The sequence below is a fragment of the Streptosporangium sp. NPDC002524 genome (assembly GCF_040295985.1).
GTDB lineage: Bacteria > Actinomycetota > Actinomycetes > Streptosporangiales > Streptosporangiaceae > Streptosporangium.
Window position 1 is genome coordinate 297436 of the sequence record NZ_JBEOWK010000007.1, and the last position, 21682, is coordinate 319117.

Sequence of the window (21682 nt, forward strand, 5' to 3'; positions counted from 1 at the left end):
TCGTGGAAGAACGTCCAGCGAAAACGAAGGGGAAAGTCTCATGCGTGATATCCGCAGGATGGTGGGAGCGGTCGCGGTCACTCTGGCCCTGACCGTCGGGCCGGCGCTTCCGGCCACGGGGACGGCTCACGCGCTCGCCTCCAAGACCTTCACCTGGAACAAGGTGATGACGGTGGGGGACTGCACGATGTTCGAGGGCGCGCGATGGACCCTGTACTCGAACGGTACGGCGACGTTCGACGGTACGGTCACCAGCGGCGACGACAACGACGCCTGGCTGATGTGGGCGTATCTCAAGGACGCCGGCAACGCCGTCCTCGGCGTGGTGACCAACGACCGCGTCCAGGACCGCGCCGACCGGGGCAAGTTCGTCAAGAACCTGCCCAGCGAGACCCAGCGATACCGGTGGTTCGCCTCCGGCCGGTTCGACGCCCGCAAGTTCAACCTCATCCGGCGCATGTCCCTGGGCAAGCACTGCTGAGCCTGAACGGCGTGGGCATCCAGGCCTCCTGGCCGTCGCCGGGGGGCCTTTGCCCACGGTGCGTCATCACCGGTTTGGAATTCCGACCCGAACATGCCGAGGTGGCTATCGAAGCCGGCGGTGGCCTCCGTCCTTGTTCCGCGAGGAGTGCGAAAAGGACACGTGGCTTCCGCTCAGGCGCGTGATCGAGTCCGGGGAGCCCTCGTGGGAGAAGGCCGGGTGCCGCGCCCGTGGACGCGGTCCCGGTGGAGTCTTAGACCGCGTATATGTCTTAGACCGCGTATATAGGGGCGAGGTCGACGAATATGCGGTAGTCGGTGATCAGGCCGTCGTCGCGGGTGCGCCAGATCGATACGGCCACGACGCTCGCCTCCTTGCCGTCGAGCCGCCGGTAGGTCACCTCGGTCTCGGCGATGATGTCGGCGTCCACCTGCCAGTTCCTGACGATGCGGTGCCGCAGACCGGCGATGGTGGAGAAGAACGCCCGCAGCCCGGCGGCGATGGTCTCGCGGCCTGCCATCGGCTCGGCGTTGCCGAACACCAGCGTGGCGTCCTCGGCCAGCAACCGCACGAACTCATCGGGGTCGAACGAGTCGACTATCTCGAAAACGCGTCTCACCGCATCGTCGGTCACGCCGATCCTTCCTCACGCGGTCGGGATCACTCCTGGGGACGATACGGGGCGAACGGCGGCGCGCAACTATCTCGAAGGTGGGTATCTCGTCGACGAAGGCGCGTGCCCCGAGGCTGGAGATCGCTGCCGCAAGGCCCGCCAAGGGCTCACGGCCTCGTTGCCGATCCGCACCTTGCCGGGGCGCTCCGGGGGCGAGGCGAGCCGGTGCGCCGGGGTCCGCTGGACTCTGCCGCCTTCGCCGGACTCCGCTGGAACCGTGCCGCCCCTGCCGGGCTCGAACGGGTGCGGGCACGGGACCGGCTTCCGCGACGGGGGCCGGTGCGCGGTGTCCGCCTGACCTCGTACGACACCGGCTGAACCACCTGGGGGAGCGGTACGTTCCTGGAGCATGAGACTACGAATGACCCTGCTCGTGGGGCTGTTGTCCCTGGTCGCGGCCTGTGGAGGAGCTGAGGCGGACATGTCGGCGACGCCGGTTGACGAAGGGCCGGCGAAGCCGGTCGCCCTGTGGGGAGCCGAGGGCGGGTTCGTGACCCCGACCACGAACGTGCTGCGCCCGCCGAGGGTGGTGCTGTACGGCGACGGCCTGGTGATCGCTGACGCGAACAGGCAGTTGAGGATCACCGATGCCGAGGTGGGCGAGACGGTCGCGGCGATGGAGACATACCTGGCCGGGCAGTCGCCGACCGCGACGCCCAGGCCGGGCGCGCCGATGGTGACGGACGTGCCGGCCACCGTCCTCGGGGTGCGGGGGAAGGACGGGAAGATGCTGGAGGTCCGGGTCCCGGCCCTGGAACAGGTCTCGGACTTCTACCCGAAGGGGCTTCTGGACGCGAAGAAGCTGATGGAGGGCCTGGCGACCCGGGCCGCCGCCTCGGGCACCGACTATGTCTCCACCCGGGTCCGGGTCGTCGCGGAGGGGGCCGCGTCGGCGGAGGGGGAGCCGGCGCCGTGGCCCACGGGGGTCCCCGAGCCTTCGGGCACGGTGGACCCGGTCTGGCAGAAGGACGTCGAGGGGGCGGTGGTGAGCGCGATCACCAAGGCGGTGCCCGGCAAGCAGGAGCACAGCAGGGCACTCTTCAAGACCGGTTCGGGGACGCTCTTCGTGCTCTCCTGGCGGTACTTGCTGCCCGACGAGTGATTTCTCCTGGGGGTATCTGCTGCCCGACGAGCGGCTTCTCTTGGGGGCATGCCACCTGACGAGCGGCTTTCCCTGGCGGTACCCGCTGTCTGACGAGTAGTCGACGAGTTCGACGCGTGTTCGGGGCCTGGCCGGGGAACGGCCAGGCCCCTGAGGCCCCTGGGGCGGCGGGTTCCGGCCCGCTCGTGACTCCGCTCGTGACTCCGCTCGTGACTCCGCTCGTGACTGCGCTCGTCACTCCGCCCGGTCGCCGGAACCGCGCCGACGAGACGGACGACGGACGACGGACGACGGACGATCGGGATGAGACCGAGGAGCGGGCCGCAGGGACGGGGTCAGCGGGCGCCGGCGGTGAGTGCCTCCTGGGGGAACAGGCCGTCGAACACCGCGGCGCGGTCGAAGGCCATCGCGCGGGTGCGGGCGCGGAGCTCAAGGTCCTGCCGCTCGGCGGCGGACATGTCCAGGACCACCCGGTCCACGGCCTCGGCCAGGCCGCCGATGTCCCGGGGCTCGACGATGACGGCGGTGTCGCCGACCGCCTCCAGGGTCCCGCCCGTCATGGTGGTGACGATCGGACCGCCGCCGGCCAGCATCTTCTCGGCCAGGGCGATGCCGAACGTCTCGACGAAGTCGGGCTCGGGCTTGGTCGGCAGGACGTAGGCCGCGCAGCCGCGCATGAGCAGCGGTTTCTCGTTGTCGTCTACGTCGGTGAGGACCATCACCCGGTCGTCCTCCTTGGCCAGCGCCCGGACCTCCTCCAGCGCGGTCCCGGTGCCCGCGACGACCAGTTTCACGCGTGACCGGCAGCGCATCCGGCCGTAGGCGGCCATCAGGTCGTCGATGCCCTTGGCCCGGGTCACCCGGGACAGGAACAGGATGTAGCCGTCGCGCTCCAGGCCGCGTTTCGCGAGCGCGGCGTCCACGTCCGCCGGATCCAGGTCGAGGAAGGCGCCGGAGTCGATCGGCGGGTAGCTGACGGTCACCCGGCGCCGGCACTGCTCGGCGAACCCGGTGCCGCAGTGGGCGTCCACCTGCTCGGCCGAGGCGATGATCTCCTCGCGGGTGTACTCGGAGACCGCGACGACCTCGTCGTTGGCCAGGAACGTGGTGAACAGCACGGTCGCCGCGCCGAACCGCCCCTCCCGCAGGCACGACCGGATCACGTTGGTCACGTCGGAGCCGACCGCCTTCGCGACGGTGTGCACGTCGGGCGCGAACCCCGCCGCGCGCGCGGCCCCGACCGCGTCCATGACCACCGAGGTGTGCGGGACGAGGTACATGGACAGGCAGGTCGTGGGCACCGGCTCGGCGAGCAGCTCGACGAGGCGGCCGGTGAGCCCGGCCTGGTGGCGCCCGTCGGGCACCCGGTAGTCACCGACCGGCTCCGGGCGCTCCACGGTGATCCCGGGGCTGTACGGCAGCAGCCGGTCGAGCGGCTTGAGCGGCAGCCCGGCCGCCTGCAGCGTCGGGATCGTCCAGGTCAGCAGTCGTACGTCGTCGTATCCGCGGGTCAGTGCGGCCTCGGCGAGGTTGCGGGCCTCGCCGGAGTGGCCGCAGATGACCGGGTCGGCCCTGACCACGATGACGAGACGGCGGCGGGGGTTGGTCATCGGGTTTCCTTCGTTTTGGCGGGCGGATCGGAAAGGGACGGCGGGCGGACCTCCCGCCCCCACCCCGACGGTTCCGGGCCCAGCCGCAGGTGCAGCACGCCGCCCCGGTGCACGGTGGCGGCGCTCAGGTGCGTTGCGTGCAGAGGCTTGCCGTCGAGGGTCGCCGACTGGACGTACTGCGCCGGCAGGTCGCGGTCGAGGCCGTCGACACCGATCGGCGTCTCGCGGTGCCCGCTGGTCTCGACGACGAACTCGCCGCCGCCGGTCCTGAGCACGGACCTGGCGAACGCGGGCGCGTTGACCAGGAACAGGTTCTGCCCGGCGATCGGGAACAGCCCCAGCGACGCCCAGACGTACCAGGAGCTCAGGCCGCCGGAGTCGTCGTTGCCGGGCAGCCCGCCGGGGCCGGTGCCGAACTGCCAGGTCAGCGCCGCGTGCACCACCTGGGCCGTACGGTCGGGCCGTCCCGCGTAGTGGTACGCCCACGGCGCTTCCATGTCGGGCTCGTTGTTCAGCCCCTCGAACCGGTTCAGGGCGTATCCGGCGGCCATCTCCGCCAGCTGGGGGCGCAGGCCGGGCTGCGTCACCGGCGCGGCGCCGAAGCCGAAGAACTGGTCCAGCATGCCGGCGAACGCCCGGTCGCCGCCGGCCAGGGCGATCCGCGCGGCCATGTCGTGCAGCAGCCGGAACGAGTAGTTCCACTTGCCGCCCTCGTAGAACTCCGAGTCGCGCAGCAGGCCCGTGCTCGGGTCGAAGGCGTTGGTCCACTGGCGGCCGCGCTCGTCGAGGTCGTCGGCGAGGCGCCGGTCGTTCAGCGCGCGGGCGACCTGGGCGGTGCAGTGGTAGCCGTAGGCGAGGTCGAGGGTGTGGGTGATCGGGTGGACCACCCCGTGCTCGAAGAAGTCCTCGCCGTACAGGCGCCGCAGGTCGTCGACCATGTGCACGAGCGCCCAGTTCCAGTCGAGGCCCGCCCGTCCGAGGGCGTGGGCGTCGGCCAGCGCGGTGTGCACGAGCGCGCTTCCCTGGCGGTAGAAGCGGTCGGCGCCGCGGGCCATCCGGTATCCGACGGGGAAGTTGCCCTCCTCCTCGCAGACCCGGATCAGCGACTCCAGCAGGTCCGCGGCCCGGTCGGGGACGATGGCCGAGAGCAGCGGCAGCTGCGTCTTGTAGATGTCCCACATGGTGCACACGTCGAACGCGAACGGCCCGGAGTTGGGCCAGAACGGGCTCTCGTCGTCGGCGAAGCACGGCTTGATCAGCGAGTGGTAGAGCGCCGTCGAGAAGACGGTGCGGCGGGCCGGGGTGCCGCCCTCGACCTGGACGCGGTCGAGGTGGTCGCTCCAGCGGACCCGGGTCCGGGAACGCACCGCGTCGAACGCCGACCGCGCGTTCCCGCACTCGTTCTCCAGGTTCTGCCGTGCCTGGTCGCACCCGCGCAGCGAGAACCCGAGGCGCACCTCGATCGTCTGCCCCGGTTCGGTCGGGCCCATGAAGAGCATGCCGAAGGGCCGCAGCGTGGTGTGCCGGATGCTGTCGAAGTCCAGGCGGGTGCCGCCGTCGATGAGCCTGCGGTCGTACCAGAGCATCTGCCGCCAGCCGGGGCTGTCGACGTCCAGGTACACCGACAGCGGGACGCCCTCCATCACCACCGTGCCCTGGGCGCGGCCGTGGCCCATGCTCTCCACCTGCGCCCGCAACGGCACGGTACGGCCGTGCTCGATGGCGAGGCCGCCGCAGGACAGGTCGATCACCACGCGGGCGCTGCTGTGCTCGGGGAACGTGTATCGGTGGACGGCGACCTTGGTGCCCACGGTGAGCTCGCAGCGGACCCCGGTGTCGAGGGTGGCCGCGTAGTAGCCCGCCTCGGCCACCTCGTCGTGCAACGGCCAGGACTCTCCCAGCGCGTCCAGCGGCTGCACCATCGGGGTGACCCGGACGTAGTTGTAGTACTTGCGGATCGCGCCGGTGCCGGACTGCTGGAAATGGCTGAACCCCGACGCCTGCAGCCGCCCGAACATCTCCTCAGGCACGCCCTCGGTGTTCTTCGTGTACCTTCCGTAGCCGGTCGGGTACGCGCCGGAGTAGGCGCAGGCCGAGACCATGCCCAGCGGCGACGTGGCGCCCGGGTGGGTGTTGCCCACCTGGGGTTTCGGCCGCCACCAAGTAGCGGCCAGACCGTGTGCCCGAGGCAGGTCGGTGGCCGCTGTACCGATGAAGGGGTCAACGTTGTCGAGGATGGCGGAAATCTACCCAGTGTGACGTTGTCGTAGGTTTCGGCGAGATGAAATCCTCTTTTCGTACAGGCTTCGCGGGCTTGTCCGGTCTGCCTTGTTCTTGCAGGTGAGGGGCCTTTCCCGGTCGCCGGGGAATGGGGGCGGGGGGCTTCGGGGCGTTTCCGGCCTTCCGCGGGCGGGTCGTCGTCGGCCGTGTGATCGGCGGTGTGCCGACGCCGGTCGGTCACCTGGCATGGTGGGCGGCTAAGAGGTCGCGCGGCCGGTCGGTCACCTGGTGTGGTGGACGGACGGTTATCTGGTGTGGCGGGTGGCCGAGAGGTCGCGTAGCCGGTCGGCCGCGTGGCTGCCGGAGGGCGCGGTGAAGACGACGGGATCGTCGGTTCGGGGCAGTTGGTCCGCGACAGTCAGTCCAGGACCGCGCCGCAGGTGATGTTGATCGCCGCTCCCGTCATGGTGCGGCCCCAGTCGGAGGCGGCGAAGACGGCCACGTTGCCGACGTCCTCCAGTGACGCCGCCCGCCCGGTCAGGGTCTGCCCGACGATGTCCCGTTCGATGGCCTCGCGCTGGTCGAAGTCGGCCGGGATCGTCTCGGGCAGGCCACCGGTCCGCAGGGTGACGACGCGGATCCCGTACGGTCCGAGTTCGGCGGCCAGCTGGCGTCGCATGGCCTCGACCGCGTCGAACGCGACCTGCAGGCCGCCCAGGCTGTAGCGGCGCGCCGAGCCGTGGTCGCCCGTCCCGCCGAACGCCATGATCACACCCGACCGCTGCCGGACCATGTGCCGGGCGGCCGCGCGTGACGTGAGGAATTTCGAGCGCACGGCGGTCACGACCGGGCTCAGGTAGTCGTCCGGTGACATGTCGATCATCGGTGTTCCCTGCACGTCCCGGTCCGCGATCACGTTGAGGGACACGTCGACGCTTCCGGCCTCGGTCACGACGTGGGCCGCGTGCTCGTCGACCGACCTCTCGTCCAGCGCGTCGACCTCGGCGGTCTCGGCCGCGCCCCCCGCGGCGCGGATCTGGCCGGCGACCCTCTCCAGGGTCGCCATCGTCCGTCCGGCGAGGAAGACGCGGGCCCCCTCGCGGCCGAACGCGCGGGCGACGGCGCCTCCGACCGAGCCGCCCCCGCCGTAGACGATCGCGTTCCTGCCCTTGAGCAACATGGCCTGCCTCCTGCGTGCCGATCGGGTGGTCGTTCATCCCGTACGACCCGCGGAGGGCGCCGAACTCATCGCCCGGGGTGGGAATCAGCCGATATCGAGATCGTCCGGCGTCGGATCAGTCGGGTCAGCCGGATCGGTCTGCTCGGTCTGATCAGTCTGCTCAGTCCGCTTGGTTCGCTCGGTCCGCGATCTCGGTGGGGAGGCCGAACATGGGGAAGATCTCCGGTGTCAGGAACGAGACGACCTCGGCGATCCTCGTGCCGCGCGGTGCGAGCAGGTCGAGCCCCAGCGCGACGTAGACCTTCCTGTCCTCGTCCCACGCGTAGGTGCCGAACGCGAGCTGCCCGTTCGCGTACGCGGGCAGGAAGCGCCACCGGTAGGTCAGCGGCCCCTCGACCAGGAAGGCCCTGATCGCCTCGTGACCCTCGTACCATTCCGGCAGCGGCGGCATCGCGTACCTGGCGTCGTCGGTCAGCATCGCCACGATGGCCTCGACGTCCCCGGCCTCCCACGCGGTCGCGTACCGGTCCGCCAGCTCCCGGAGCCCCTCCTCGTCCAGCTCGTCCGAGGAATGCGGGCCGGTGCCGGGAAGCCGGGTGTCGAGGGTCTTGCGGGCGCGCTGCATCGCGCTGTTGACCGACGCGACGGTGGTCTCCATCAGGTCCGCGACCTCGCGCGCCGAGAATCCGAGGACCTCGCGCAGGACCAGGACGGCCCGCTGGCGGGCCGACAGGTGCTGGAGCGCGGCGACGAAGGCGAGTTCCATCCCCTCGCGCGCCACGTAGCGGGCCTCGGGGCCCGGCCTCTCGTCGGGGTACGGCTCGACCCACGAGGTCTCGGCGAGCGGCGCGGCCCCCGGGCTGAAGTCGGTGGGCAGCTCCCGGCGGCCCCGGCGTTCGATCAGCGTCAGGCACCTGTTGGTCGCGATCCTGTACAGCCACGACCGGATCGAGCCGCGGTCCTCGAACCGCTCCAGGCCCCGCCAGGCGCGTACCAGTGCCTCCTGGAGGGCGTCCTCGGCGTCGTGGACCGATCCGAGCATCCGGTAGCAGTGCGCGTGCAGCTCGCCGCGGAACGGGTCGACCAGGTGCCCGAAGGCGTCGGAGTCACCCTTCCGCGCGGCGTCCAGCAGCCGCGCCCGGGGCGCGTCGGTCCCGGATCCCCACTCGGACTCGCTCATCTCGCGGAACCCTACCGGTGAGCCCCGGCGGGTGGGATCAGGCGCCAAGCGCGATCCACGAGTCCGCGGGCAGGGACGCGAAGGAGTTCAGCGGCGCCCTCGCGAACTCGCCCGCCCGCGCGTGGCCCTGGGCGCGGACCGACCGCTCCCAGACCAGGGTGCGGGCGATCCTGCCGACCCGGCAGGCCAGCTCCAGCTCCTCGACGAGCTCCGCGCGCGGCGCGAGGTCGCCGAACACCTCCAGGTAGGCGTCCCTGGGGCGCAGGATCGCCGGGTCGTCGGGGGCGACCCCCAGCCGGGAGCGCAGGAATCCCAGGGCGACCAGCATGCCGGCGAACGGGTGGGCCACGACGCTGTCTCCCCAGTCGTAGAACCGCACCCGCTGGGCCGGAGGCGTCCCGGTCACCAGGATGTTCCAGGGGTGCAGGTCGTTGTGGTCCAGGCTCGGCGGTACGGACGCGGCGGCGAGCCGCTCACTCCACGAGACGAAGGCGGCGCGCATGGCGGTCGCGCGCCGGTGGGTCTCCCTGTCGGACGGGTCGCCGTACCGCTCCACGTACTCCCCGACCGCGTGCGCCGCCTCGTCGAAGCGTCGCGGCATGACGGCGGCGCGCATGTCGGTGACGCCGAGAGCCAGCAGGTCCTGGACGTGCGGCATGAGGTCGCGCTGCAGCCGGCCGTACTCCGGGAGGATCGTCACCAGGGCGTCGGCCAGGGCGGGCCCGTCCAGGAGCTCCCCGAGGGGTGTCCCGCCGTCGGGCAGCACGACCCAGCCGCGCTCGACGTCGACGGCGATCGGGGGCGGGATCCGCTCCGGCACGACCCGCAGCAGGAGCCGGTAGAGCCCCACTTCGAACGCGGTGCCCGGCCCGGGGGCCTTCAGCCACACCGGGCCGCGGGTGGTGGGCGCCCTGAGCACCGTCCCCCACGGCCGCAGGTGCGGCTGGGCGACCTCGCCGGTCCGTTCGATCCCCGCCGCGGCGAGCCGCTCGTCCAGCCACGACACCGCGCTCCGCCGCCAGGCCGCCGACGACCAGAGCGCGGTTCCGTGCCCGGGGTCCGCCTCCGGGTTCTCCGTGCCTGACATGCCTGCCTCCCGCGAGCCGATGGGATCCGTCACCGGGTACAACCCGCGGAAGTCCGGGAAATCATCGCCCGCGGCCGAACACGTCGGGCCGGGAGGGGACACGCGCTAGTCGAAGAACTGCCAGATGCTGAACCTTCGCACGTAGAGGGGGACGGAGTCCCGGCCGAGCACCCGGATCCGCCTGATGCGGGTCTCCTGGTTCATCGTGACCTTCACGCACTTCAGGCACGCCTCGTGGAACCCCGGCAGGGCGAAGTAGGAGATGGACGCGGCGCGGTGCCCCAGCCCCCGGTCGGAGAGTCCCAGCCCCACCTCCCGGTAGAGGCGTCTCGACCCCTTCAGGTTGAACGCGGTGGAGCCGATGAGCGCGTGGTTCGACTTCGGGGGGCAGTGCACGAATATCCGGACGTGGCTGGCCTGGCGGGGCCACAGGGGGAGGACGCGGAGCGAGGGGACGTTCTTCAGCCACGGGGGGATGGTGTTCCTGCCTCCGAACGGGGGCAGCGAGACCGTGTGGTCGGTCCTGGTGGTGAGGGTCGCGGTCGCGGTGGCGGAGGCGCTGGAGCTCGCACTGGCCACGGGGGTGGGGGTGGCCGCTGCCATGGGGGTGGGAGTGGGGGTGACGTTGACCACGGTGGGTGTGGGTGCGGGCTGGAGCGGGGGCGGGGCGATCGGCTCGGCCTGGCTACTTGGGGCCTGGCTGTTCGGGGCCGGGCTGCTCGGGCCCGTCATGAGGACGGCCGCCACTCCGATTCGTGTGACTCGTACGGCGAGACGCACGCGTTCCTCCCTCCTGCCGGACGCCCGGGTCGTCGTACGGTCGTCACGTGGTGTGACATGGGTGTCGGTGGAGGGGACCTGCCGGGGACGGCCCGGACGAGGGCATCACGCGTGCGGCCTGACCAGGCTGATCGTCTCGATTATGTCGGTCGGGGCGCACAACGGAGGGAGCCACGCTGATAGACGCGCGGCCCCGGCACCGTCCTCACACGCCTACCTGCCGATGTCCTCGCGTGCTCACCCGGCGTGTCCTCACGTACGTGCTCACCCGGTGATGTCCCGGCGTATCCAGCCGGTGTGTTTTCACGTACGGGCTCACGTGGCGGTTTCCTCGCGTGCCCACCCGGCCGTACCGGCGGGGGGCGGTGGGTCGCGCGTCAGCCGGAGACCGCGCGCAGGGCGCCCGGGTGGCGTCCGGCGAGGCGGTCGAGCGCGGCGGAGGTGGCGCTGTCGGCGGGGAGGTGGACGATGAGGCGCTGGTCGTCGTCGGCGGGCAGTTCGAGGGTCTCGTACGCCAGGCGCAGCTCACCCGCGTCGGGGTGGACCAGCCGCGTGACGCCGCTGGAGTCCGGGAGGCCGGGCAGGGTTTCCACCCGCCCGGAGAAGGCCGCCCCGGCGGTGACGGCCAGCTCGTCGGCCAGCGTGGCGATGTGCCAGTCCGCCCGGAACGGCCCCTGCTTGAGGGCGGCGACCTGTTCGTCGGCGACCCGGTCCCAGTCGGGGTAGGCGGTCCGCGCCCGGCTGTCGGCGAACACGAAGCGGGCGAGGTTCGGAGGGCTGCCGTCCAGCAGGCCGATCGGGCCCATCAGCCGTTCGTAGCCCGCCGTCCAGGCGAGGATCTCGCTCAGCCGGTTGAGCAGCAGGGCGGGGGCGGGCTCCAGCCGGTCGAGCAGCGCCCGCACGGTGGGACGGACCGCGCGGGCCGGCATCGTGGCGCCCATGCAGGTGAAGCCGCCGTCGGCCGCCTTGGAGAGCCGGTGCAGGTGGACGCGTTCGCTCGTGGTGAGCCGGAGCGCGCCGGCCAGCGCGGAGAGCACGGGGGCGGACGGGCGGCGGTCGCGTCCCTGTTCGAGCCGGGTCAGGTACTCGACGCTGACTCCGGCGAGCGTGGCCAGCTCGGACCTGCGCAGGCCCGGCGTGCGGCGGCGGGGGCCGGTGGGCAGCCCCACCTCGGCGGGGGTGACGGCTTCACGGCGGATGCGCAGGAACATGCCCAGCTCGTTGTCGCTCACGTTTCGAACGTAACAGTCGTGGCCGCCGGGGTCGTGGCCCTGCCACTACCAGTCTCGGCCCGGTCTTCCTGGTCTCCGCGCCGCCCGGCAGGTTGGGGACGTGACCTCGACGGTCACCTCGAACCTCGCATCTCCGACAGGGAGCACAGCAATGCCCAGTGAGACCCTCAACCTCGCAGTGATCATCGGCAGTGTCAGGGAGGGCAGGTTCGGCCCGGTGGTCGCGAACTGGTTCACCGAGCGGGCCGAGCTGGACGGCCGGTTCGCGGTGGATCTCATCGATCTCGCGGACACGCCGCTGCCGCTCGAACTGCCGCCGCTGCCGCCCGCGCTCGAACCGAACATGGCCCGTCCGGCGGAGATGGCGGACCTCACCCGGAGGATCGGGGCGGCCGACGCGATCGTCGTGGTGACGCCGGAGTACAACCGGAGCTTCCCGGCCTCGCTGAAGGCCGCCATCGACTGGCACTACACCGAGTGGGAGGCCAAGGCGATCGGCTTCGTCGGCTACAGCGGGGGGAGCGGCGGGCTCCTGGCGGTGGAGCAGCTTCGCCAGGTCTTCGGCGAGCTGCACGCTCACACGGTCCGCGACTACGTCAGCTTCCCCCGCTACTACGAGCTGTTCGGCCCCGACGGCGTCCTCAAGGACCCCGAGGGCCCGGACCAGGCCGCGAAGGCGCTGCTCGACCAGCTCCTCTGGTGGGGCTCGCTCCTGCACGACGCCCGGCGCGACCGCCCGTACACCGGCGGGAAGTAGCCGGGAAGTGGTTCGGGGGAAGCCGAGGAGGAGCGGAGGGGGTGAGGGGGCAAGGGGAGCAGGGGGCGAGGTGGCCAAGAGAGCCGAGGGGGGCAGGGGGGCCGGGAGGGGGGCAGGGCCCGCTGGAAAAGCCGTTTGCCGTGGCCGTGCGCCGGGTTAGGCTGCCGTCACGCCCTGGCCGATCTTCGCTTCTTCACCGGATCCAGGGACGCGACAGATCTCACGAACCTTCAAGACGGACCTTCGAGGAGGAGGTGGGGTGCTTCTGGAAGACCGGACGTCACATCCCGGAGGGGTGACCGCATGACACTGTTCGTCCATCTCACGGCGGAGAAGAACATCCGATCGGTGCGGCGGGCCGGAATCCGCGCGCGAAGCCACGGCCGCGACGGCCTGCGGGGGCTGTTCTGCCTGCCCATCCTGCCCTCCTACCAGCTCACCCACCAGTGGGTCCGCGAGCTGAAGCGCGGCGGGCGCCGTACGCTGACGGCCGTCGACTTCCGGGTGCCCGACGACGAGCCGGTGCTCGTGGGCCACTACGGGCGGGAGCACGAGTTGCTCCCCAGCGCCGAGGCCGCCGCCCTGATCGCCGGGTGCGACGACGCCCGGGGGTACGAGGTCTTCGTTCCCCGCGCGATCGGCGCGAAGGAGATCCATCGCGTCCGCGCGGTGAACCAGGTGACCGGCTGGAGATACATGCCCAAGGCCCACGGCCGTCGCCCGTGTCCGTGTCCCGTCTGCCTCGTCCCCGGCGAGTACGGTGCGGACAAGATCCGCAGGGCGGACAGAGCGGCTAAGGCGGCCAGGGGCTCCGTGAGCCCCGAGTGGACGGACGAGGACTGACGCACACCCGGGACACGGGGCACTCACGGTGCCTCCCCGGTTCCCGGGCCGCCACCGGCCGGATGTCCGCGAGCGCATGGTCTCCACGGTGCTTCCCCCGGTTCCCGGGCCGCCACCGGCCGGATGTCCGCGAGCGCATGGTCTCCACGGTGCCCCCCGGTTCCCCGGCGGGACGTCTACGGGCGCGCGTCCGGGGGCACGGTCTCCGCGGTGCTCGCCCGGAGGGCCCGGCCGAGTTCGGTGGCCGTCTCGTCCATCAGCTCGGCGGTGACGTGCTCGCCGCACGTGCCGTTCATGAGCCCGAAGACCCGGGGCCCCCGCAGCTCGCCCGGCAGGTCGCCCATGCGCGGCACGATGTGGAAGTGCACGTGCTCGAAGCCTTCGAGCTCGGCGAACTGCACCACGTACGTCTTCACGCAGCCGGTCACCTCGTGGAGCGCCCGCGACAGCCGGGCCTGCCAGAGGCCGAGGGAGGACGCCTCGGCGTCGGTCAGGTCCGCGACGGTGGTGACATGGCGGCGGGGGACGAGCACCAGCCATCCGGGCAGCGCGGTGTTGATCGCGTGTGCCACCCGCCAGTGGTCGTCGAACGCGACCCGCTCCCGCGGGGGCGTCACGTCGAACCGCGCTTCCTGATCGCACGGATAGCAACCCGTGGAAGTCATCATGACGCCGATGTTACGAGATCGCATGACTTCGCTTGCCAGTTCGAGTCAACAGGGGCGAGGGGTGCGGGAGATGTCGTTTTCCGGGGTGCCGGTCCGTCATAGAGGTAGGACCGCCGGGGTCCGGCCGATGGGGCGGGCCGGACCCCGGGCGGTCCGGGGCGGACCCCGGCGATCCCGGGGGTCCTGGACGCCTTGGACGGTCCCAGGGTGTCTCAGCGGAGCAGCTCGAAGAGCGTGAGCCACCGGTCGGGATGGACGAACGCCACCACGGTGTCGCGATCGACCCGTGCCTCCGCGAACGCGGCGTCGACCCGGTGAGGGGCGTACCGCATCCGCAGCGAGGCGTGCAGCGAACCGCCCAGCCCGGTGAAGCCGTACTCGACGAACTCCCGCCAGGCCGCGTCCCGGCCCCCGTCCAGCAGCGGGACGGGGCGCGACACGATCCGCAGGATCGCCGAGTCGACGGCGGGCACCGGCCGGAAGCTCTCGCGCCCGACGCGCCCGGCCAGCTCCCAGGAGTGGCCGGGCCACGTCAGCACGGTCAGCTTGCTCCAGCGGCCGAAGTCGCCGGAACGCTTGCGCGCGTACTCCAGCTGGGTGAGCAGGGTCGCCGAGGTGAGCGCGGGGGCGCGCAGACACCGGTCGACGATCCTGGAGGTGATCGAGTACGGGATGTTCCCGGCGACCGCGAACGGCTCGCGCGGGAGCCGCGCGGTCAGGAAGTCACCCCTGACCACCTCGATCCGGTCGTCGTCGCGGGTGCGGGCGGCGAGCCTGCCCGCGTACAGCGGGTCGATCTCGTACGCCACGACCCTGGCGCAGCCTCTCGCGAGGGCGAGGGTGAGAGCACCGTCTCCCGCGCCCGGCTCCAGGAGCAGCCCGTGCGATCCGGTCGCCCTCGCCATCTGCCGTACGGCGTGCGGATCGACGAGGAAGTTCTGCGAGAGGGTCCGTCTGGCCCGGTCGCGGTCACCGCGGCCACCGCTGTTCCCGACCTTTCTCTGGGTGTGTGAATGGTTTCCGTGCGCGAAGGAGTGCGTCACAGCTTTCGCCCTTCCGGGTCCGAGATGAGAAGAGGTCTCGGAGGCCCTGGGCGCGCATCGGGGACGCGTGGAGAACGGAGAAGAGGTGACGCGTCCCTAGCGGGCCAGAGCCTGGCCGCCGCGGGGACGGATCACGTAGCCGGCCATCTGGCAGGCGAAGTACATGCACATGGCACTAGACGGTACGACCCGTCTCGTTGCCTCGCAACGGATTTTCCGCCGGGCGGGGCGGGCAGCGGGATCAGCCAAAAAGATCAGCCGAGGAACAGGCGCCCCGCCGCGTCGCGGGCGACGAGGAAGCCGACGATGCCCAGGGTCCAGCCGATCGCGGAGGCCGAGTTCCTGCGCATCCAGGCGCGCAGCCGTTCCAGCTTCGGGTCCAGCCAGCCTCCGGCGACGGTCTTGACGCCGAGCAGCACGAGCGGCGGCAGGATCATCACGATCACGTAGGCCGCGAGCAGCGGCACCCACTGGGCGGCGGGCAGGTCCGCGCCGGTCATGAAACCGATCGCGCCGAGATAGGGGACCATCGTCGCGACCTCCAGCAGGGCGGCGGTGAACCCCAGGAGGACCATCGCCCCCGGCCCGCCGAGGCGGGGCTCCCAGCGGCTCGGCCCCGCCTTCTCCTTCCGCCGCTTGGAGTCGAACCGGAAGCTGAGCAGGAACAGCCCCACGCCGATCACCAGCTGGATCCAGTAGGCGGTGCGGCTGTACAGGGCCTCCTCGAAGGTGTCGAGGGCCGCGGCGAGCCCGAGCATCAGCGCGACGCCGACGGCGAAGTAGGAGACGGCGACCGTGGCGAGATAGACCAGCAGGCGCCCGGCCGGTGACCGGTCCGAGGCGAGCAGCAGGTAGGCGGGGATGCCGAGGGTCCCGAAGCTCGTGCTGTCGACGAGCGCGAGGGCTCCCAGGGTCAGTACCAGTTCGGTGGTCAACTTCGCTCTCCGTCGGTGGCGCCGGGGGACGCGGCTGCCCCGCGCGCCCCCCGCGCCCCGCGCCCCGCGCATCCGGTTCCGTTCGGGTCCGGTGCCGCGCGACCGTGAGGGCGGGTCCGGTGCCGCGACCGTGAGGGCGGGCACGGCTGGCCGTGGAGGCGGGTACGGAGGCCGTGGAGGCGGGGGCGGGGGTCGGCGGGGGTTGCCGGGCTCCGCTTCTTCTCACCTCCGATCATGCTCCGCCGGACCCCGCGTGACCTCCTGCGTGACGCCGAAGCCGCCGTACACCTTTCGGACTACGGCCCGTCGTTCCGCGTCGCGTCGCGTCGCACGGTTCCCGGGCTCGGTCCCCGTCGAGCACGAACCCGGGCGCGGGCGGGGATTCCCGCCCGCGCCCGGGGCGTCACGGCGGGGAGGGCGTGCCGGACAGGCCCCGCGAGACGCGGTCGCGCAGCCAGTGGTACGAGGCCTTCGGGGTGCGCGTCCCGGTGGGGAAGTCGACGTGCACGAGCCCGAAGCGCTGGCTGTAGCCCTCGGCCCACTCGAAGTTGTCCAGCAGCGACCAGACGTAGTAGCCGCGCACGTCCACCCCCTCGGCCCGCGCCCGCTCGACGGCCCCGATGTGGCCGTCCAGGAAGGCGATCCTCTCCTGGTCGTCGACCGTGCCTCCGGGGCCGGGCTCGTCGGGCTGGGAGCAGCCGTTCTCGGTGACGTAGACCGGGGGGAGGGCGTCGCCGTACCGTGCCCTGAGACCGGTGAGGAGTTCGCGCAGGCCGTCCGGGACGACGGGCCAGCCGAAGGCGGTGGTGGGATAGCCGGTGACGCCCGCGTCCTCGAAGGGGAGGCCCTCGCCGGTGGGCGCGACGATCCGGGTGGGGTTGTAGTAGTTGATGCCCAGCCCGTCGAGAGGGGCGCCGATCAGCTCCAGGTCGCCGTCGCGGACGCAGTCGAGGCTCACCCCGTACGCGGACAGGTCGGGGTAGGCGCCGAGGAGCACGGGGTCGTTGAACAGGCGGTTGTGCAGGGCGTCGTAGGCGTCGGCGGCGGCCAGGTCGGCGGGGTCCGGCGAGGCGGGCCAGACCGGGGTGCAGTTGTTGGTGATCAGGACCTTCTCCGCGCCGCGCGCCCTGAGCTCCCGTACGGCCAGGCCGTGCCCGAGCAGCTGGTGGTGGGCGGCCGGGAGCGCGTCCAGGACCAGGGTCCTGCCGGGGGCGTGCGTGCCCAGGGCGTAGCCGAAGACCATGTGGATGAAGGGCTCGTTCAGGGTGATCCACAGAGGGATGCGGTCGGCGAGCCGGTCGGCCACGGCCGCCGCGTACTCGGCGAAGCGGTACGCGGTGTCGCGGTTCAGCCAGCCGCCCTCGTCCTCCAGGGGCTGGGGCAGGTCCCAGTGGAAGAGCGTGGCGGCGGGGACGATGTCCTTCTCGCGGAGCGCGTCGGTCAGCCGGTCGTAGAAGTCGAGGCCCGCCTGGTTGATCGCGCCCTTCCCGTCGGGCTGGACGCGCGGCCAGGCGATGGAGAAACGGTAGGAGTTCACCCCGAGGCCGGACATCAGCGCGATGTCCTCCGGCCAGCGGTGGTAGTGGTCGCAGGCCACGTCTCCGGTGTCGCCGTCGCGGACGCGGCCGGGCTCGCGGGTGAAGGTGTCCCAGACCGAGACGCCCCGCCCGTCCTCGGCGACGGCGCCCTCGATCTGGTAGGACGCGGTTGCCGTGCCCCACAGGAACATCCCGACCTCCAAATAGCGTGAGTCTGGCTCATGTTAAGCCCCCGGGTCTGTCGTGGGGGATGATGGGGAGATGACGAACGTCTCCGGGGGAACGCTTCGCCGCCGACCCGCCCAGCGCCGCAGCCTGGAACGGGTGGAGCGCATGCTGGACGAGTGCGCGCGGTTGCTGGACGAGGTCGGCTACGAGGCGCTGACCACCAAGGAGGTCGCGCGCCGCGCAGAGGTGCCGATCGGCACTTTCTACCAGTTCTTTCCCGACAAACAGGGACTTGTACGCGCGCTGGCGCTACGCAATCTGGAGGCGTTCCTCGGCCGGATCACGGCCAGGCTCTCCGAGGTGCAGCTGTCCGAGTGGACGGAGATGGTCGACCTCGCGATCGACGAGTTCGTCGCGATGAAACGCTCCACGCCGGGGTTCGCCGTCGTCGACTTCGGGGGGGTGTTCGCCTCCCCGGGCGGTCCCATCCTCATGGGGACCCGCCGCATGCTCGACGCCGCCCTGGAGAACAACGCCATCGTGGCCGACCGGCTCCGCACGCTCGTCGTCGAGCTGCTCGGCGCCCCGCTCGGCCCCGAGCTGGACCGGGTCCTCTTCGTCGCGGTCGAGGCCGCCGACGCGGTGCTCAAGCTCGCCTTCCGCTCCATGCCCGACGGGGACCCCGAGCTGATCGTCGAGTGCAAGCACCTGGTCCGCCGCTACCTGTCGGCGCACCTGCCGCAGGAGTGACGGCGCCCGCCGTCCCCGGCGGGCGCCGCCGGTGCGGGCCGTCAGCGGTCGTCCAGGTGGGCGTCCAGGCTGGCGCGGTACGGAACCGTCGGCGGACGGCGGTGTCCAGGCGGGCGCGGCCTGTCAGCGGATGCCCAGGCGGGCGCGGGCCTTCGACGGGCGGCGTCCGGGGGCCGTAGTACGGGCCGTCATCGGGCGGCGTCCAGGCGGGCGCGGTGCTCGTCGTCGAGTTTGAGGTCCAGGGCGCCCAGGGCCTCCTCCAGCTGGGCGAGGGAGCTCACGCCGACGATCGGGACCGTCGTCACGTCGCCGCCGATCAGCCAGGCCAGCACCACCTGGTTCACGGTCGCGCCCAGCTCGCCCGCGATCTCCCGCAGCACGGCGAGCCCGCGCCGGGTGCCCGGGTGGTCGTAGACGTCCTGGATCGGCCGGTCCTCGCGGGTGTAGGCGCCGAACATGAGCGTGTTGTACGCCCACAGGGTCAGGCCGGGCTCCGAGCGCAGATAGTCGAGCATGTCGTCCTGGACCAGGACGTGACCCGATTCCGGCAGCCGTACCCCAGGCCGGGGACGCAGGTAGGTGTGGCGGAGCTGGACGTTGGTGTAGAGCGGCCAGCCGTTCGCCCGCGAGGTGGCGCGGGCGCGCTCCAGGCGCCAGGCCGGTACGTTGCTCGCGCCGATCTCGCGGACCTTGCCCGCCCCGGTCAGCTCGGCGAAGGCGCCCAGGGTCTCCTCCAGGGGGACGGAGCGGTCCTCGATGTGCGCCCAGTACACGTCGACGTGATCGGTGCCCAGCCTCCGCAGGCTGCCCTCGGCCGCTGCGGCGATCGCCGTGGCGGACAGGCCCTCGGCGGAGTCCAGGGTCCGGTCGCCGGGGACGGTCGGCCGCCCGCCGCACTTGGTGCTCAGCACCATCCGGTCGCGGTTGCCCCGGGCGGCCAGCCAGCGTCCGATGGCCAGCTCGCTCTCGTCGCCGGTGGCGCCCTCGTTCCAGAACGGGTAGTTGTTCGCGGTGTCCAGCAGGGCGCCTCCGGCGTCGGCGAACCGGTCGAGGATCGCGAAGACGGCCCTGTCGTCGAGGACGGTGCCGAAGGGGATGGTGCCCAGGGCGAGGGGGATGCGTGTCATGAAGGCCACCCTGGATGCTGGAGTGGACTCCAGGGCAAGCGGATCGCCGGGAAACGGCCGGACTTGACCTTGAGTGGGCTCCAGGTGGCATGCTGTCCCGATGTGAGTGTGTACACACCGGGACAGGTGGTGGAGGAGACCGGCTTCAGTCTCGACACGCTTCGTTACTACGAGCGGATCGGGTTGCTTGAGTCGATCGGCCGCAACGCGGCGGGGCAGCGCAGGTTCACCCAGAAGGACGTCGGCTGGCTCGGCATGGTCCGTTGCCTGCGCGACACCGGCATGCCGATCGCGGAGATGATCCGCTTCGCGGAGATGACCAGGGCGGGTGACCACACGGTCCGCGACCGCATCGCGCTGCTCGAGGCCCACGACCGGCGGGTGCAGGAGCAGGTCGAGAACCTGCGCGAGAAGCAGGTGGCGATCCGGAACAAGATCGCGTACTACCACTCGGTGGTCGACTAGAGGCCACGCGCCCGGCCCCGGCGGGTGACCGTGGTTCGTGCGGCCCGTACCGGTGGGAGGCCTGACAGGCGCGTGGTTCGTGCGGTCCGTGCCGGTGGGAGGCCTGACCGGCGCGTGTCGGCGGGAGGCCCGGCGGGTGACCGTGGTTCGTGCGGCGCGTGTGGGCGGGAGGTCTGGCGGGCGCGTGGTTCGTGACCGCGTCGAGGCTTGGGGCTGTCGCGACGAGCCCCGGGGCCTGTGGCCGTAAGTCCTGGGGCTTATGGCCGTTCGGAAGCCGTACGACGGCTTTGCCCCTGGTCGAGGTGCCCTTTTCGGTCCGGCTGTTAAACCGGTATCGAGGTCGGGTGTCCGGGGAGGGGCCATGGTCGCACCGCGCGCGCGCCGGATCAACATTCCGCTGCGCCACGTCGCACTGATGTGCGGGGGGATGCTGTTCGCCCTTCTCGCCAACGTGACCTACATCCAAGCCCTGGACTCGGAACGGCTCAACGAGGACCCGCGCAACAAGCGGACGACGATCGCGCGCTTCGAGAGCCCCCGGGGCAGGATCCTGCTCCGCGACGGCACGGTCATCGCGGCCAGCCGCAAGGCCAGGAGCGCCACCTACCGGTACCGCAGGGTCTATCCCGGCGGCCCGCTCTACGCAGCGATCACCGGCCATTTCTCGCTCTACGGCACCGGCGGCGTCGAGCAGGCCGAGGAGGCCCTGCTGTCCGGGAACGACCCCCGGGTGAAGGTGCGCGGGCTGGTCGACGGCACCCGGGGCGGCGCCACGCTCAGGCTCACCGTCGACCGCGACGCCCAGCGGGCCGCCTACGACGGGCTGCGCGCCACGGGAAAGCCCGGCGCCGTCGTCGCGATCGACCCTCGCACCGGCGCGATCCTGGCCATGGTCTCCCTGCCCTCGTACGACCCGAACCTCTACACGGGCTTCGACGCGGCCAAGCTCGACCGGGTGGACAAGCGGCTGCAGGGCGACCCCGAGGACCCGCTGCTGAACCGGGCGATCCAGCGGAACTATCCACCGGGATCCACCTTCAAGATCGTCACCGGGGCGGCGGCGCTCGGCTCCGGGCGCTACGACCCCGGCACCCGCGTCAGCGCCCCGAAGTCCTTCCGCCTGCCCGGCACCGGCACCTACCTGCGCAACCTCGGCGGCGCCGCCTGCGGTGGCGGCGCGCTTCCCCTGCTCCAGGCGTTCAGGCTCTCGTGCAACACCCCCTTCGCGAAGATGGGCGTCGACCTCGGCCAGGACATGCTGCGCGAGCAGGCGGAGGCCTTCGGGTTCGACACCGACGACCTGCGGGTGCCCATGCCGGTGGCGAGGAGCGTCTATCCCCCCGCGCTGGACGACGCGCAGACCGCGATGTCGGCGCTGGGCCAGTTCGACGTCCGGGCCACCCCGCTCATGATCGCGATGATCGCGGCGGCGGTGGCCAACGACGGCTCGCTGATGCGCCCCTACCTCGTGGACGAGGTCAGCCTCGCCGACGGCACGGTGATCGACGTGGCCGAACCCTCCCCGTACCGCCGCGCCCTCGGCGCCGAGGAGGCCGAAGGGCTCACGGAGATGATGATCGCCGTCACCGGGAGGGGAGGGACCGGTGCCGCCGCGGCCGTCCGGGGGGTGAAGGTCGCCGGGAAGACCGGCACGGCGGAGAACGCCGTCTCGGGTGAGGACCACGCGGTCTTCACCGGCTTCGCCCCGGCCGCCTCCCCCCGGATCGCCGTCGGGGTCCTGGTCGAGGGCGGCGGGCCGGGCGGGCGGGTGGCGGCCCCCGTCGCCAGGGCCGTCATCGAGGCGTTCCTGGGCGGCCAGACCGAATAGGCCCCGGCCTCGGGC

The 21682-nt window shown here is 71.8% G+C and carries 20 protein-coding genes; 7 read left to right on the forward strand and 13 right to left on the reverse strand.

Annotated features, from left to right (window positions below):
- The first annotated feature begins 40 nt into the window (after positions 1-40).
- Positions 41-481, forward strand: coding sequence for a DUF6294 family protein (locus ABT053_RS14845; protein WP_350969533.1), 441 nt, complete (start codon positions 41-43; stop codon positions 479-481).
- A 271-nt stretch (positions 482-752) separates the two neighbouring features.
- Here ABT053_RS14845 and ABT053_RS14850 read toward each other — a convergent pair whose 3' ends face one another.
- The gene (locus ABT053_RS14850) at positions 753-1115 is read right to left on the reverse strand and encodes a nuclear transport factor 2 family protein (protein WP_350969534.1); all 363 of its coding nucleotides are present in this window, start codon (positions 1113-1115) and stop codon (positions 753-755) included.
- 388 nt (positions 1116-1503) lie between these two features.
- Between ABT053_RS14850 and ABT053_RS14855 the strand changes: the two genes are divergently transcribed.
- Entirely contained in the window at positions 1504-2256 is a 753-nt protein-coding gene (locus ABT053_RS14855; RefSeq protein WP_350969535.1) for a hypothetical protein, read from the forward strand.
- 335 nt (positions 2257-2591) lie between these two features.
- On the opposite strand, the gene ABT053_RS14860 is transcribed toward ABT053_RS14855, so the two are convergent.
- The 7 genes from ABT053_RS14860 to ABT053_RS14890 all read right to left on the reverse strand — a co-directional run bounded on the left by ABT053_RS14860 (position 2592) and on the right by ABT053_RS14890 (position 11545).
- Positions 2592-3866, reverse strand: a complete 1275-nt coding sequence (locus ABT053_RS14860; RefSeq protein WP_350969537.1) for a glycosyltransferase — start codon at positions 3864-3866, stop codon at positions 2592-2594.
- Positions 3863-6112: a glycoside hydrolase domain-containing protein gene (locus ABT053_RS14865; protein ID WP_350969653.1), complete on the reverse strand. Its 2250-nt coding sequence runs from the start codon at positions 6110-6112 to the stop codon at positions 3863-3865. The genes ABT053_RS14860 and ABT053_RS14865 overlap by 4 nt, the downstream gene beginning before the upstream one ends.
- Positions 6113-6504: 392 nt before the next feature.
- Complete coding sequence (locus tag ABT053_RS14870) at positions 6505-7266, reverse strand: SDR family NAD(P)-dependent oxidoreductase (protein ID WP_350969538.1); 762 nt, start codon at positions 7264-7266, stop codon at positions 6505-6507.
- Positions 7267-7426: 160 nt separating this feature from the next.
- Complete coding sequence (locus ABT053_RS14875; protein ID WP_350969539.1) at positions 7427-8446, reverse strand: sigma-70 family RNA polymerase sigma factor; 1020 nt, start codon at positions 8444-8446, stop codon at positions 7427-7429.
- A 37-nt stretch (positions 8447-8483) separates the two neighbouring features.
- Positions 8484-9533 carry a phosphotransferase family protein gene (locus tag ABT053_RS14880; protein WP_350969541.1) on the reverse strand — a complete coding sequence of 350 codons (1050 nt, stop codon included), beginning with the start codon at positions 9531-9533 and terminating at the stop codon, positions 8484-8486.
- Between the two features lie 105 nt (positions 9534-9638).
- Positions 9639-10265 carry a hypothetical protein gene (locus ABT053_RS14885; RefSeq protein ID WP_350969542.1) on the reverse strand — a complete coding sequence of 209 codons (627 nt, stop codon included), beginning with the start codon at positions 10263-10265 and terminating at the stop codon, positions 9639-9641.
- Positions 10266-10690: 425 nt separating this feature from the next.
- Positions 10691-11545, reverse strand: coding sequence for a helix-turn-helix domain-containing protein (locus ABT053_RS14890; protein ID WP_350969543.1), 855 nt, complete (start codon positions 11543-11545; stop codon positions 10691-10693).
- A 151-nt stretch (positions 11546-11696) separates the two neighbouring features.
- Here ABT053_RS14890 and ABT053_RS14895 point away from each other — a divergent pair, with 151 nt between their 5' ends.
- Together ABT053_RS14895 and ABT053_RS14900 are read left to right on the forward strand one after the other, a co-directional pair.
- On the forward strand, positions 11697-12302 hold the full coding sequence (locus ABT053_RS14895; protein WP_350969544.1) for an NADPH-dependent FMN reductase: 606 nt from the start codon (positions 11697-11699) through the stop codon (positions 12300-12302).
- 303 nt (positions 12303-12605) lie between these two features.
- The gene (locus ABT053_RS14900) at positions 12606-13145 is read left to right on the forward strand and encodes a hypothetical protein (protein ID WP_350969545.1); all 540 of its coding nucleotides are present in this window, start codon (positions 12606-12608) and stop codon (positions 13143-13145) included.
- Between the two features lie 176 nt (positions 13146-13321).
- On the opposite strand, the gene ABT053_RS14905 is transcribed toward ABT053_RS14900, so the two are convergent.
- The 4 genes from ABT053_RS14905 to ABT053_RS14920 form a co-directional block, all read right to left on the reverse strand.
- Positions 13322-13813, reverse strand: coding sequence for an HIT family protein (locus ABT053_RS14905; RefSeq protein WP_350969546.1), 492 nt, complete (start codon positions 13811-13813; stop codon positions 13322-13324).
- 212 nt (positions 13814-14025) lie between these two features.
- Entirely contained in the window at positions 14026-14856 is an 831-nt protein-coding gene (gene erm, locus ABT053_RS14910; RefSeq protein ID WP_350969547.1) for an ErmE/ErmH/ErmO/ErmR family 23S rRNA (adenine(2058)-N(6))-methyltransferase, read from the reverse strand.
- Positions 14857-15110: 254 nt separating this feature from the next.
- Positions 15111-15791: a GAP family protein gene (locus ABT053_RS14915; RefSeq protein ID WP_350969548.1), complete on the reverse strand. Its 681-nt coding sequence runs from the start codon at positions 15789-15791 to the stop codon at positions 15111-15113.
- A gap of 403 nt (positions 15792-16194) precedes the next feature.
- Entirely contained in the window at positions 16195-17520 is a 1326-nt protein-coding gene (locus tag ABT053_RS14920; RefSeq protein WP_350969654.1) for a GH1 family beta-glucosidase, read from the reverse strand.
- A 70-nt stretch (positions 17521-17590) separates the two neighbouring features.
- Between ABT053_RS14920 and ABT053_RS14925 the strand changes: the two genes are divergently transcribed.
- Entirely contained in the window at positions 17591-18247 is a 657-nt protein-coding gene (locus ABT053_RS14925) for a TetR/AcrR family transcriptional regulator (RefSeq protein ID WP_350969549.1), read from the forward strand.
- A 188-nt stretch (positions 18248-18435) separates the two neighbouring features.
- Here the strand turns inward: ABT053_RS14925 and ABT053_RS14930 are convergent, their stop codons facing one another.
- A complete protein-coding gene (locus ABT053_RS14930) occupies positions 18436-19374 on the reverse strand; it encodes an aldo/keto reductase (RefSeq protein ID WP_350969550.1) in 939 nt (312 codons plus the stop codon).
- 102 nt (positions 19375-19476) lie between these two features.
- Here ABT053_RS14930 and ABT053_RS14935 point away from each other — a divergent pair, with 102 nt between their 5' ends.
- Both ABT053_RS14935 and ABT053_RS14940 read left to right on the forward strand, forming a co-directional pair.
- Positions 19477-19839, forward strand: a complete 363-nt coding sequence (locus tag ABT053_RS14935) for a MerR family transcriptional regulator (protein WP_350969551.1) — start codon at positions 19477-19479, stop codon at positions 19837-19839.
- A gap of 361 nt (positions 19840-20200) precedes the next feature.
- On the forward strand, positions 20201-21667 hold the full coding sequence (locus ABT053_RS14940; RefSeq protein ID WP_350969552.1) for a peptidoglycan D,D-transpeptidase FtsI family protein: 1467 nt from the start codon (positions 20201-20203) through the stop codon (positions 21665-21667).
- Positions 21668-21682: the final 15 nt, after the last annotated feature.